Origin of the sequence: Microvenator marinus (assembly GCF_007993755.1) — a bacterium.
GTDB lineage: Bacteria > Myxococcota_A > Bradymonadia > Bradymonadales > Bradymonadaceae > Allomicrovenator > Allomicrovenator marinus.
In genome coordinates, this window is the sequence record NZ_CP042467.1 from 3,750,713 (window position 1) to 3,764,404 (window position 13,692).

Genomic DNA, 13,692 nt, shown 5'->3' on the forward strand with positions numbered 1-13,692 from the left:
CCTTACCCTACGTCATCGCTTCTTGCCATAGGGCAGGGTATCGGTCTCAAAGGCCGGATAGAGCGAACTTACAAAATGATGGTGCCACCACGGGGCCTCGATTTCTCTGTACGCGAGGCGAATATCGGGCTTCCCAGCGTTCTCAAAATCCAAGACGACATAGTCGCCCGCCCAGAGAATCTGCGCGTCTTTGCGCATCCTGTCCGGAGTTTTCAGGTGCCGCCGGGCCATGATTAGGAAGCGGTACTCGTCATTCTTGGGCTTTGCCACCCTGGGGTAGCGCATCTTGTACGGCCGCCAGAGGTAGTATCGGGCTTGAATCGAAGGTCGAATCCCTGAGTGCAGGGCGACCCCATCGTCAGGCTCCGAATGCTGGTTGACCCAACGAAAGACCTCGATTTCGTGGAGGCGTCCCATACGCGGGAAACTTGGAGGCTTTGAGGCGGACTCGATGGAGTAGCGTCGCAGATGCTGTTCTGGCCACGAATCATGGGCATTCCACAACACGCCCGCACAGAGTACGAGGGCCGCAACGGCCGGCAACCTTGGGTCAATCCAGTCCGTGAGTTCAATGAGGAGCCTGATCCCGATGGCGGCGCTCACAACAAACGCCGGCATGGTCAGGAGAAGGTAAAAATTGTGGACTACGGCTGCCTGTTTGAAGGTCAGGAAGTAGGCAATTGGCCCCACCAAGAACGTCACAACAACGGGGTCTGGACGTAGCCGCACGAGCTGCACCACGAGGCCCAGCGCCGCCAGAAGAATCAACGGCCAGCCGTAGAGGACCTCGATTCGAGCGGCTAGAAGGTCGAAGAGTTTTTCGTAGGTCACACCACTTGCGCGCCGGTCCCCGAGGCCGAAGAGCCCTTTGCCCGTTGCGTTGAGATGCAACCACGCGAAGAGGCTCAGAAACATGGCGGTGGTGGCGGCCCCTAGGCCCAGAAATGCTTTGGGTTTTCGCTGAAGAAGTAGGGCGAAACCAGCGCCAGCAGCCACAAAACACGCCGACCAGTCGATGAAAACGGCGGCTACAAAGGCCAAGATTCCGAGCGCGTTGCGCTGGTGCTGAAAGGCTACCCAGCCGAGCATCGCGCAGAGAAGGATTGGGGGCTCGTAGTTCACCATATTTCCAAAGAGCATTTGAATGGGGGTGAAGACGAAGACCGCTACGGTGGTTAGGCCGAGGAGCACTCGGCGCTCGTCGGTGGCGCTGAGTGTGCGCCCGTAGAACCAAAACGCGAAGAAGAGGCCTAAGGATGCAAGGACCACTGGCAGCCTTGCCGCCCATTCATGCTCGCCGAAAATCCCGAAAGACGCCGCGGTCATCAGGTTGATGGCAGGTGGGTGGTTCCAGTGAATCGGGCCGTCTGGGGCGGCAGTGGTCCAGATGGTTTTGTAGGGCAAAAACTTGGTCTCGAGCAGGCCGTGCGTGACGTAGTTCTTTGCGATGATGCTTCGCATCGAAGCGTTCCACCCGTGATGACCCACGAGAAATCGCGAGCCGATTTCATGCAGGGTGATCAACGTGTGCGCAAGGAATAATGCGGCGAGCGCGAGACGTGTCTTCATGGTTACGGGAGCAGGCTGAAGGAAGAGACGGCCTTTTCACAGAGCTCCATTTCGGTGGTCTTGGGGGGCTTTGTGCAAACCATCATGATGACGGAACCCGGCACTCCCACGAAGTAGATCCGTTGTTCAATCTCGGGGTTCCCTACACTCATGCCCGTGAGTCGTTTAGCCTCTCCAGCCGCGGTATCGAAGGTGTCTGTGGAACTCACGGTAAGGTACGAATCGATCTGAGCCGCCTTTTCAAAATCGTCCACACTTCCTTCAAAGGGCGTTCGGTTGATTACGAGGGAAAATCCGGTCGTGGCGTTGACGTACATATCGTCTTGCATGGACGGGTCTTCTTTCTTCGTCCAACCTTGAGGAACGTCCACGGAGTACCAGGCTTTGGGGGCCACGATATCCTGGAGTTTAAAACTGTCCGCCGAGCGATCGCACTCCGCCTCGAGGCTTGGCTTCATCGCGTCCTGAGTACACACCATCACGTAAACTTTGCTTCGCTCGGGCGCATTGAGAAAGTAGAAGAACTGCCGAATCTTAACGCCAGGTTCGAACTCGTTCACGGTCACCAATTTGGGAACGTTTCTGGTGGTGTCTTGGGTCTCGAAGACCATTTCTGGGTACATCGCCTTGAGTTGGTCCACCGAGAGCTGAAAATACGTCTCCATATCTCCTGAGTAGTCACCGGGCGAGATATTGATATTGGAGACGAACCCGTCTTCGGAAGGCGCTTGCGCGACGTAGTACGGCGATTCCTGGGTTGTGATCATGTTCCAGCCGCCTGGAGGCTCCCAGGAAAAACCGGCTCGACCTTCGACGTGTCGGATGGGTTCCGGGGCCGCTCTTTCCGGCTCTACGGAGGTTTCCGCAACCGGTGAATCGTCGACGGGGGGCGGGCTTGAAGAACATCCCACCAGAAGTGCACTAAGGAATAAGAACGCGCGCATGTGGCCTCTCTTTGACGGTTTGAGGCCGGCATCATGCCACAACTTTGCTAGGGTTCAAGCGTGGGAGGCTCCACGAGGTCTCGCATCTGCGTATCGTGAGGCGCGCCGAGGAGCAAATAGGCCGATGCCATCACGATCAGCATCACCACGGCCACCACTTCGTACGGTGCGCGTTGTCTAAAAAGGATGCTTTCGGCGAAAAACGCCCCGCGTGAGCGCGTGCGAATCCGCGATTGTACCTTGTCCACGAAGTCGTTTGGGGCAAACTCCATGGGCAGAGCGTGCAGGCCACCCATCACTTGAGAAAACTCCTCCCACTCCCGCTTGAACTCAGGCTCTCGGAGCAAGCGCTCTTTGAACTCTCGGACCTCATCGGGACTAAGCTCGCCGTCGAGGTACGCGTTGAAGAGCAGCTCATCCTCAGTGCATTCTATGTCGAGTAAAGCTTCCATACATCCTCACGAATCGTAGCGCTTTTCTACATATTCTTTCAACGCCACTCGCGCCCGAAAGAGTCTACTTTTTACGGTGCCTTCTGGCAGCTCAACGATTTCGGCAATCTCTTGATACGAGAGGTGCTCCACATCTCTTAACACGATAATCGTGCGGTGAATTTCCCCGAGCTCAGCGAGCCCTTCCTGGATGATTTTTTCGAGTTCGCGCCCGAGCACGGCGTCTTCTGGCTGAGGAATCGTGCCCGCGAAGTCTGAGTCTTGATGCGCGGATTCCGGGGCGTCCTCGTAGTTCTGATGGTCTCTACGATGCCGTCTCGCGTGGTATTTGAGTCGGTTTCGCGCCTGGTTGGTGGCGATGCGATAGACCCAGGTGGAGAATTTGGCGTCCCCTCGGAATGAGTCGATATGTTTGAAAATGGCCACAAATACCTCCTGGGCCACGTCCTCCGCTTCTTCACGGTCTCCAAGGATTCGGTAGACGATGTTGAACACGCGGTGTTGATAGACTCGTACGAGCTCGCGGAACGCGTCTTCGTCGCGCCTTCGCAAATTGCGAACGAGTTTTCTATCACTTAGGGACATTCAAATCCGCCTCGGAGGAGTGCGCATTAGTACAGAGTTCTGCGAGAGATGGAAGTTCCATGACTCGTGTTCTGATTAGAAGTAGAATCCCACACCAGCTGCAAAGTCGAGGCGTTCATCGGATTCAATTGGGGCGTAGATATTGACTGAGGGCATCAGCACAAACCGTCCGAGGTCGAATTTTGCGCCTACCATGCCGGCGATGGCTAGCCCGTAGTAGCCGTCGCGATTGCCGAATACATCGGTGCCCTCTTTGGGGCGCGCGAGCATGACGAGGCTTGGCTTGAGGCCGAGTGTGAGTTTGAAGTCTTCGGACTTCACCACGTCTGCCAGAAGTCCCACATATCCGCCGGGAAACGCCGGAAGGGTAAGGGTAGCCGCGATATTGAGGGAGAGTGCGAAATCAGGCGAGTTGATGAACGCCCAGTTCCAGTCGACGCCGATATTCCCGCCGACGCGGGCCCCGAGATCAGAGTTCTCAGAGATGCCTTTGCGCAGGATAATCTCAGGTGCAGGCTCGATGAGGTGGTCGTTAGGGCCGACATAACCGCGCACGGCGAGTCCCACCCCGACATTAAACGCGTCTTCCGCAATCGGTGTAGCACTATGGTAAGTCGGCGAAGCACAGGCGACCAGCGTCAGTGCCAGCGCTAGACCCACCCAAATTCGGAAGTGGAGAAGGTGCATAGCCAATCAGAAGAGCAAGCCTATACCAGCATTGAAGATGAGACCCTCGCCGAAGTTCTCGACCGGCGTGAGCACGTCAAAGCTAGGCATGAGCGCGAAATTCTTGGAGAGCTTGAACTTTGCTCCAATCGTAGCACCCACGGTGAAGCCATTTCCGGCGGCTGAGATTTCTTCATTGTCTTCGTCTTCGCCACTCACTGAGATATAGACGAAACCTGGCTTCAGACCCGCCGTGAGGGTGAAGCCAGGAGTTTTGACCACGTCGGCCAGCAATCCAAGGGTTGCGAACGTCCAAAGGAAGCTCGCCTCGCCTGCGCCGAAGTAGAAGACCGTCAGTGCTGGGTCGACCGAGAAGGCGAAAGTGGGCTCGTTGATCACCGCGATGTTCAAGTCTGTAGTCAGCGTTAGGCCGTTAATCTTAACGCCGAGGTCCATGTTCTCTGTGAGGCCGGTACGAATTCCAAACTCAAGATTCGGAAGGGTCGCGCTAGTTCCGTCCGCTACAACGCCATAGAGACCCGGCATCACACCGATCTCTATGGTGCCTTCTTCGATTGGGGTGGCCGTATGGTAGGTGGTTGAACCCACACAAGCAGTAGAGAGAGCAAGGAGGCACAAGAGGCCAAGAACACGCAGATTACGCACGAGAAACTCCAATAAAAAGAGTGAACTATTAAGATTTTGCGGAAGCTATTTCACTTTGATCGAGCCGGCAAGTCTGAATCTCTCTGACCCTGAACAATGAATGAGCCGATGGATTGACTTCTGACGCGTGCTCGCTATACCCCTTGGGACTCTCCCAACGAGGCGATTTGTGAGTACACGACTAGCATTGATTCCCGCCGCAGGCCGAGGCCAACGGCTCGACCAGATTAACCAGCCCAAACCGCTCGTGCCCGTGGGAGGCGTGCCGCTGATTGTGCGTACGCTGAGGCAGCTCGAGGCGAGCGGCATAGAGCGTGCCGTGGTTGTGGTAGGATATCGCGCCGATGAGGTGGTGCGAAAGCTCGCGGCATACCCAGGACTCAAGATTCAGGTGGAGTTTGTGCGTGCCGAGTGGGAGCGCGGTCTTGCGGCGTCCTTGCTTGCTGCGCGTAAGTCCGTACAAGAGCCGTTCGTGCTCGCCATGGCGGACCATGTTTTTGACGACGCGGTGATTGGCACTGTTTGCGCGGCAAAGGCGCGTGGTGTGAGTATGTTGGTGGACACGAAACCCGGGCCTGATGTCGACCTGGACACGGCAGTTCGGGTACATGTGGACAATGGCGTTGTGGACGGAATTGGTCAGGGTCTTGAAGGCTACAATGGTGTGGATGCCGGCCTTTTCCACGCGACCCCCGAGCTCTTTGATGCGCTTGACGAGGCGTTGCGCACACGCGACGGGCACGTGGATCTCAGCCACGGACTTCGGTTGCTCGCCGCCAAAAATCAGGTCCATGCTATTGAAGTTAGCGGCTTCTGGTTGGACGTGGACACGCCATCGGATTTGGTGCGCGCCGAGATGTGGCAGCGCGCAAAACGCCGGGCACAACAGGTCACGCATGCATCGGTAGCCACTGGGTCTTCGGCGGAGCCCGCTGCCGTGTTCCATACCGGTAAGTCGACTCCAACCGAGGTGCTGATCGGCCGCGGGTGGGTTCGCCGACCGGACGAGCTCCATTTCATTCCGGACGAGTGCGCATCATCGCCGATTTGGGTCATTACCGATGAGACGGTCAACTCCATCTATGGTGCCGAGTTTGTGGGGAGGCTTCGCAAGATTGGCTATGATATCCATCTGGTGGTGACGCCTGACGGTGAGGAATCGAAGTCCCTTCAGAATTACAACCGTGTGGTAGAGCGGGTGCTCGGGGAAGGAATCGACGAGCGAAGTGTGATTGTGAGTCTTGGCGGAGGCGTGGTTTGCAATCTAGCCGGGTTCATTGCCTCGACACTCTACCGAGGCGTTCATTTGATCCATTTCCCCACGACTTTGATGGCGCAGTGTGATGCGGCGATCTCGCATAAGCAGGGGCTGAACGGTTCGCGCGGCAAGAACCTTGTTGGCGCCTACTACGCACCGACTCGAATTGTTGTGGATGTTGAAGCGCTCAGCACGCTGGAGGATTGGCGAATTCCTGACGGTTTGTCGGAAGTGGTCAAGCATGCGCTTGGTCAAGATGCGTCTTATTTTGACTACTTGATGGGCTATTCTGGCAAACATGATGACCTGGATTTCCTTGAGACTGTGGTTCGTAAGAATGTTGAGCTGAAATGCGAGATCATGGCTGTGGACCCGCAAGAAAAACGGCAAGGTATGGTTCTTCAGTACGGCCATACCATGGGGCATCCTATCGAGTTCCTGTCGAGCTACGAGCTTAGTCACGGGCAGGCTGTAGGGATTGGGATGCACGTGGCGGCACATGTCTCGAATCTACTCGGAGGGTGCTCCGACGAGGTGGTTCGCCAACACCGCGAGGTGATTCAGAAATATGGTCTTCCGATTCATATTCCGCCCCATATCAAAGTGGATCAGATTCTGGACGCCGCACGATTTAATAAACGCTACCTGGTCGAAGGTACTCGAATGGCGCTCTTAAGTGGTATCGGGGAGCTCTGGCAGGTCGCGGATGAGTTTGTGATTCCTGTGCCTGACGAGGTCCTACGTGAGGCGTTGAGTCGCTCTTTTGCTTGAGGTGAAATGTGTCGAAAGTCGCAGTGATTACAGGTGCAGGAAGTGGAATCGGCCTGGCAACGGCTCGGGCCTTCTTAGAGGCAGGGTATGTCGTTTGGGGACTCGGAAGAAGCCTACCAAAGCTTGAGGCGGCTCGGGCGGGGCTCGGTGATTTGGCGGACGGACGATTCCTGATTTCGGGCGTGGACGTGGCGGACCGGGGTGCGGTCGACGCCTTCTTTTCGGGCCTAGAAGCCTTAGATGTGCTGGTGGTCAATCACGGGATTTGCCTCGAGGCGACCCTTGAGAGCCCTGAGTCCGACGAGGTTTGGGACCAAACCATCTCAATCAATCTCAACGGTGCGTACAATGTCATAAGGGCGGCCGCGGCGCGAATACGTGATGCCGGGCGTATCGTGACTGTGAGCTCGGGCTTGGGGGTTCGGGGACGCGCGGCGCACCAAGCCTACTCCGCCTCGAAGCACGGTTTAAACGGACTTACGAAGTCGGTGGCGCTCGAACTTGCACCGCGCCGGATTACGGCGAACGCGATTTGTCCGGGCTGGGTGGCAACCGAAATGTCCGCTCAAAACATCGTGGACACCGCGATTCGTCGAGGCATTGAGCCCAAGGACTTGAGAGCCGAGGCTGAGTCTGGGATTCCAATTGGACGTTTCGTAGCTCCCGAAGAATGTGCCGCGATGATCCTCTGGCTCGCTTCGGAAGAGGCCGGTGCCATAACAGGTCAAGCCATCAATATCTCGGGAGGGGAGTTCTAGATAATCACCTCGGTGCACGAAAACATTTTGAAGTTGAGTGGAGTAGTGCTAGCGCTAGGTTTAGAACTCATAGCTTATATTTGATTGCAGTTTGAGGTTAGTTATGAATCATTCGTCTCGTTTGCTGAGCGTCTTGTTGATGCTCATTGGATTGCTCGTTGCATCGCCTGCGGCCGCTCAATTACAATTGGTACAGCCGGACTCTGATCTTCCAGCGACATTCTCGGGGCGAGGCGGTTTTGCTTCCGACGCTCTGGGGCAGACGGCTCCTGGTGGTCTGCTGGAGCTTGATCTTCCAGCAGGGTCCACGGTGGAACAGGCCTACCTCTACGTGGTTGGCAACGGCACGGCTGGATCGTTGTTGGATCGGACGGTTCTGCTCGATCTCGTCCCCGTCATTACCGAGAACCTTCCCGACTCAGTATCCACATTCTGGTCTGCTAGAGGGGACGTTACTGCTCAAGTTCGTGCCAAAGTCGGGTCAAACGGCGGAACGACCTCTTTTGTAGTCGGAAATGACCCGACCGGCATCGAAGGTGTGGCACTGGTCGCCATCTACAGCAACCCAAATTCGCCGGTCACGACGATCACGGTCTATGACGGAGAGCAACCCTTTGGTGCCTCAACTTTGCAGGTTCCACTTCAGTTTCCAGTTGATACGAGTGCGGCCGACTACCAGGCGATTTTGAGTCTTGGAATCGGGTTTAGTTTTCAGGGAAACAACTCTGATCGCGATCAATGCAATCCTACCTCGAGTCAGCGCTTTGACGTGGACGTGAACGCTACTCGTCTGACCAGCTGTGCTGGGCATTGGGATGATGGCGTCGGCGCAAACGGAGCGTTGATAACGATGGGAGGGTTCGGTGATGATCTCGATACTCCGATCACGGCGCCTGGCCGTGATGATGAACTCTATGATATCTCCGCCCTCATCGCCGACGGAAGCACTCAGGTCGGCTTTACATTCAATCAGCCTTCACAAGACGATTATCTCTTCGTGAAAGTGCTTGCAATCAACGGCCTGCGCTCCGGTAGTTCAACGGCCGACGCGGACGGCGATGGCATCACTGACGCACAAGAGATTTCGATTGGAACGGACCCTGACTCGGCTGACACCGATCGTGACGGTTTGTGCGACGGGGTTATTGATGTGGCCAATGTATGCGTGGCCGGAGAGGATGCCGAAAGTGGGCTCGACACGAATTCGGACAATGTCATCAATGCCCTCGATCCCGACGACGACGGCGACGGAATTCCAACTGCAACCGAGATTGCGGACGGTGCTGTGCACGGCAACGACCCGGACGCAGACAATAGCCCGAACTGGCTTGACACCGACTCCGATGGTGACGGAATTCTCGATGCAGATGAAACGGTGGACGCCGATCAGGATGGCGTCCCAGATTATCTAGATGCAACGGTAGTCTTCCTTCAGACGCCGCTGGACGGCAGCGTCACGAACAATACCCAGCCTCCTGTGACGGGTGCCACGGAGCCCAATGCGGGCGTAAGCGTTACGATCAATGATTCGCAAGGTACTCCTATCTTTGCGGTGACAACGACGGCCGACGCAACCGGGGCGTTTTCTGTTCAACCCGACGCTTTGGCTGACGGCGACTACACCGTAGTTGTAGTGGTGACGGATAGTTCGACCAACACAGCCACTAATAGCGCTGGGTTTAGTGTGGACACGACGCCTCCTGCAGTGGTTCTGACTACTCCAGCAGATGGCACCATCACGAACTCAAGCGACATCGTAGTGACCGGAACGACTGAGCCAGGTGCCACTGTGCAGGTCGTGGTTTCCGATAGTGCTGGTGTGGTGTTCGATGGGCCAGCGACCGTAGACTCAAATGGCAACTTCACAGTAACGGTGCCAGGGCTTGCAGATGGAACCTACAGCGTTAGCGCGGAAGCTACGGACGAGGCGACCAATAGTGCGACGGCAGGCCCCAATGGGGTCACGGTAGACACGGTCGCACCGGCTGTGGCGATCGTCACGCCCGCAGACGGCACACTCACAAATGCCTCGACACAAACTGTAAGCGGAACCACGGAACCTGGGCTCAGTGTGGTTGTTACGTTCACCAACGCATCGGGCACCATCGGTCAGGAGACCGCCGTAGCGGATGCGTCTGGCAACTGGACGTTGACTTCTCCTGTCCTCCCTGAAGGTGAGGTTGTCATTACCGCCGAGACCAGCGATGCCGCTGGAAACTCAAGTGTGGACACAGTCGCAATCACCGTTGACACCACGCCTCCCGCGCTCGCGATTGCTACGCCTCTCGATGGGGCGATTAGCTCAACTGCGCCTGCCGCCGTGGGTGGAACGGCTGAGCAAGGTGTGACCGTTTCGATTACTCTGACGGATGAGAACGGGACCGTGACGACCTTGGATGATGTCGAAGCCACAGATGGAACTTGGACCCAAGATATCGCTACTGCACTCTCGGAAGGCACTTACGTGATCACTGCAAGCACTAGCGATGCTGCCGGTAACGAGTCGACGGTGACGTCCACGTTTACGATAGATACCACCGCCCCCGTGATTGCCCTGGTATCGCCGGCTGACGGCGCCACAGTTGGTACACCCACTGTGATGATTAGTGGTACGACAGACGAGGATGGAGAAGTCGTGATCGTCGTTAGAGACGACCAAGGAATCGAAGTCTTCACCGCGAGCGTTGATTCTACGGATGGAACGTTTTCCTCGACCACTACCCAGTTGGCGGAAGGTACCTACACGGTGAGTGCAACGACAAGTGATGAAGCCGGAAATGAGGCGAGTACGACCAGCACGTTTACGGTGGATCTCACGGCACCCGAGGTGGTGGTGGTTACACCTGAAGTTGAAGAGGTCGTGACCGAACGGGAGGTCGTTGTAAGCGGCACGAGCGAGGCAGGAGCAACGGTTTCGATCATTATCGAGAACGCCGATGGCGAAGAAGTTGAAACGATCGAGGTCATTGCTGATGAGAACGGTGATTGGACTGCAACAACGGCTCCTCTCAACGACGGTGAATACACGGCGTCGGTGACGGCAACGGATTCAGTCGGAAACACGGGGAGTGCTGATCCAGTGACGTTTACCGTGTTTAGTGAAGCACCAGAGTTGGTGATTTCTACGCCTGAGGACGAGGGCACGGTGGAAGAGAATACTCCTGAGATTCGTGGCACTACTACGCCGGGTGCGACAATTGTGATTGTGATCACTGATGCTGATGGGAATGAGGTTGAAACCTTAACCCCGACTGTCGACCAAGACGGCAATTTCTCAGCCACTCCGACCTCCGAACTTCCAGACGGAGACTATACGATTACGGTCACAGCTACCGGTGAGAACGGCGTCGAGACCAGTGATTCCGTGACCTTTACGGTGGATACGGATGGTAATGTCGAACCAGAGCCAGAGCCATCGACTGCGCTAATCTTGGAAGGCGGGGGTTGTGCCCAAGCTGGCTCGAAAGGGTTTGCTCCGACACTCATGCTCTTGTTGGGCTTGGTCGTTCTGCGACGCCGTCGAAGCTAGCCGAGGCTACTTCGACTCGTCTCTGAACTTTCGAAACTCTTCCCTCAACTCGTCCAACGCAGCCTTTGTTGCGGCGAGCTCGGCCTTTGTTGCGGCGAGCTCGGCCTTTGTTGCGGCGAGCTCGGCCTTTGTTGCGGCGAGCTCGGCCTTTGTTGCGGCGAGCTCGGCCTCGGTCGCAGCCAACTTCTCCTTGGTTGCCGCGAGTTCCTCCCTAGTGCGCCTGTGCTCCTCACGTTCCGCGTCATCAACGGCGAACTCTTCTCGCAGCGCCTGAATGATGTTGATAGCGCGATCTTTGTCTATGTTCTTGTCGTTATCCCCGATTTTCATCATGTCCTCCATTAGCTTTTTCTTGGCTTCGACTCTAAGGTTTTTGGTCCGCGATAGCAACTCCAACGAATCAACAAAATCCTCGCCGCTACTTGGGATGCGCGCTGATCGGCGCAGCCACTGGTACCTCGGAACGTTTGGCAATTCTGTGGCAACAATGAGCAAAATGGGTCCAAACTCCGGTGATCCAAAACGCCAGATTCCTGGTGTGCCCGTGCCATGAAAAAGGTGGGGAGTCCGAAGAATGTCTGAAGGTTTTCGGTAACACACAATGACCATGGCGGGGACAAATGGATGAGGCCGGTCCTTGATACGAATCGAGGTGAACCTCTCAACCGTCGTCGCGAGCTTTAGCCAACTTCTAGCAAGATCACCAATTCCCGGCGCGTCTGAAAAATGCTCCACGAGAACTTCGCGCTGAGCCAGGTACATTGCCAAATCTCCCCAGAAACTGATCGGAGATTTAGCTGCAAACGAAGCATTCACGCGGCGGCGACCCTTTTGGGTGTTGGTTGAAAGCTCTGGGATAAAGGCTCGCAGAATCGCCAAGAACCAGAACTGATGCGGATATCTTATATCGAAGTTGTGTAAGTCTGACATAGGTTCCCTCCTCCTGAATGGGAAAGTGGTTACCCATATTTTCGGACGATTTGCCGAAGTGTTGCGAAATTTTCTCAAAAAAGTGTCTCGAGTGGCGTGAGGCCCAGATTTTTCGCAAACTGAAGATCGTGGGTGACCACCACAAGTGATCCCCCAAAATCTTCTAGAGCGCTCTCGAACTTCTCGATGGCCTCGATATCGAGGTCGTTGGTGGGCTCGTCCAACACGATTAAGGCAGGTTGCCGGACTAGTCCTTCAGCCATCGCAAGCTTTCTAAGCTGACCTGGTGAAGCGGGAAGGTCGTTGAGGAAGATTTCGACATCAAACCCGAGGGCGGCGGCGGTATGAAGCATCTTGCTGCGCGCATCGCCTCCGTGATCCTTTGCCATGGAAAAAACCTGAGCGCGGTCGGGTTCTTGTTCAATCCAAATCAGCTCATCCTTTGGGATTCGAAGTTCCGCTACTAGTCTTCTCAAGAGAGTGGATTTGCCGCATCCATTTTCGCCTTTAACCCAGAATCGCGAATCTCCGGATACTCGCAAAATACTTGGACCTTGGTCCTGGTCCTCGAATTGTTTGAACCAGAGTTCGTCGCCGATATCGAATTCCGCCAATACTTTCTTGTAGTCCCCAGTATCAATTCTAATCTCCCTGGACTTTTCGGGTCGAGGCAAGTCCTCAAGCTCCCGATTGAGTCTTTGAACCTCTCGGCTGAGCACGCCGGCACTTCGCCCGATTCGGGCTTCGGCAGATTCTGCGCACCCCTTGGCCAACATTCCCCTGGCGTCGGAGTCTTTGACGCCCTTCATGCGATGCTTGGCGCACAGACTCAATTTTGAACTCTCGTGTTGCGCTCGCGTTTGGTTCAGGAGTTTCTGGGCCGCCCTTGCCTCGTCCTGTGCTCGATTCAGGGCTTCTACTTCAAGACGTGCCTGCTCTTGCCAGAATGGGCGCGCATCGGAATACGAGCCCGTCCATTGAACGGCGGTGCCCCGATACAGTCGAACGGTATGATTCGTGCCACGGTCGAGGAGGTCACGGTCATGCGACACCACGATTCCTACGCCTCTGAACGAGCGCATTGCCTCGAGCAAGACCTCCTTTCCACGCGCATCGAGATGATTCGTGGGTTCGTCCAGAATGAGTACGTCGTTTGGTCGGCTAAGGACTTCGGCGAGTTGCCACCGTCGGCGCTCTCCGGCCGAGAGCGTTTCCCAGCGAGAGAACGATTCCGGGTCGAGGTCGAAGATCGAGAGCCATTTGAGGCTCTGACGAGAAAACTCCCAGGCGAAATCGGCCAGCGCGTCTTGGTGTGGAATGGCCTGCGCTTGCCGTGTGACTCGGCGCGTCTTGGGTAAGACTTGGCCCAAAACGGGTTCGAGTTCGCCTGTGAGCAGTTGAAGCAGTGTGGATTTACCGCTGCCATTGGCTCCGACTACGCCTGTCCAACCTGAAGAAAAATGCAGGTTTAGATGTTGTAGTAACGAGCTTTGTTGGGGATATGAAAAAGAAACGTCCACAAGACGGACGTCTGTGATGCCGGACATAGCAACCTCCAAAAAAC

At 55.9% G+C, this 13,692-nt stretch carries 11 protein-coding genes; 3 read left to right on the forward strand and 8 right to left on the reverse strand.

The features are described from left to right. Positions 1-12: 12 nt before the first annotated feature. The 6 genes from FRD01_RS15350 to FRD01_RS15375 form a co-directional block, all read right to left on the reverse strand. Positions 13-1,569: an ArnT family glycosyltransferase gene (locus FRD01_RS15350; RefSeq protein WP_146961145.1), complete on the reverse strand. Its 1,557-nt coding sequence runs from the start codon at positions 1,567-1,569 to the stop codon at positions 13-15. Positions 1,570-1,571: 2 nt separating this feature from the next. After that, positions 1,572-2,513: a hypothetical protein gene (locus tag FRD01_RS15355; protein WP_146961146.1), complete on the reverse strand. Its 942-nt coding sequence runs from the start codon at positions 2,511-2,513 to the stop codon at positions 1,572-1,574. 47 nt (positions 2,514-2,560) lie between these two features. Next, positions 2,561-2,965: an anti-sigma factor family protein gene (locus FRD01_RS15360; RefSeq protein WP_146961148.1), complete on the reverse strand. Its 405-nt coding sequence runs from the start codon at positions 2,963-2,965 to the stop codon at positions 2,561-2,563. Between the two features lie 6 nt (positions 2,966-2,971). Continuing rightward, positions 2,972-3,550 (reverse strand): RNA polymerase sigma factor, encoded by a 579-nt coding sequence (locus FRD01_RS15365; protein ID WP_146961150.1) that lies wholly within the window; start codon positions 3,548-3,550, stop codon positions 2,972-2,974. Positions 3,551-3,625: 75 nt separating this feature from the next. Then, complete coding sequence (locus tag FRD01_RS15370) at positions 3,626-4,237, reverse strand: hypothetical protein (protein WP_146961152.1); 612 nt, start codon at positions 4,235-4,237, stop codon at positions 3,626-3,628. Between the two features lie 6 nt (positions 4,238-4,243). Next, positions 4,244-4,882 carry a hypothetical protein gene (locus FRD01_RS15375; protein WP_146961154.1) on the reverse strand — a complete coding sequence of 213 codons (639 nt, stop codon included), beginning with the start codon at positions 4,880-4,882 and terminating at the stop codon, positions 4,244-4,246. A gap of 169 nt (positions 4,883-5,051) precedes the next feature. Between FRD01_RS15375 and FRD01_RS15380 the strand changes: the two genes are divergently transcribed. The 3 genes from FRD01_RS15380 to FRD01_RS15390 all read left to right on the forward strand — a co-directional run bounded on the left by FRD01_RS15380 (position 5,052) and on the right by FRD01_RS15390 (position 11,198). Further along, positions 5,052-6,911: a 3-dehydroquinate synthase family protein gene (locus FRD01_RS15380; RefSeq protein WP_249755659.1), complete on the forward strand. Its 1,860-nt coding sequence runs from the start codon at positions 5,052-5,054 to the stop codon at positions 6,909-6,911. Between the two features lie 8 nt (positions 6,912-6,919). After that, a complete protein-coding gene (locus FRD01_RS15385; protein WP_146961157.1) occupies positions 6,920-7,669 on the forward strand; it encodes an SDR family NAD(P)-dependent oxidoreductase in 750 nt (249 codons plus the stop codon). Between the two features lie 103 nt (positions 7,670-7,772). Beyond that, positions 7,773-11,198, forward strand: a complete 3,426-nt coding sequence (locus FRD01_RS15390) for an Ig-like domain-containing protein (RefSeq protein ID WP_146961159.1) — start codon at positions 7,773-7,775, stop codon at positions 11,196-11,198. A 6-nt stretch (positions 11,199-11,204) separates the two neighbouring features. Here the strand turns inward: FRD01_RS15390 and FRD01_RS15395 are convergent, their stop codons facing one another. After that, positions 11,205-12,128 (reverse strand): coiled-coil domain-containing protein, encoded by a 924-nt coding sequence (locus tag FRD01_RS15395; RefSeq protein ID WP_146961160.1) that lies wholly within the window; start codon positions 12,126-12,128, stop codon positions 11,205-11,207. Positions 12,129-12,202: 74 nt separating this feature from the next. Continuing rightward, on the reverse strand, positions 12,203-13,675 hold the full coding sequence (locus FRD01_RS15400; RefSeq protein ID WP_146961162.1) for an ATP-binding cassette domain-containing protein: 1,473 nt from the start codon (positions 13,673-13,675) through the stop codon (positions 12,203-12,205). Between the last annotated feature and the right edge of the window lie 17 nt (positions 13,676-13,692).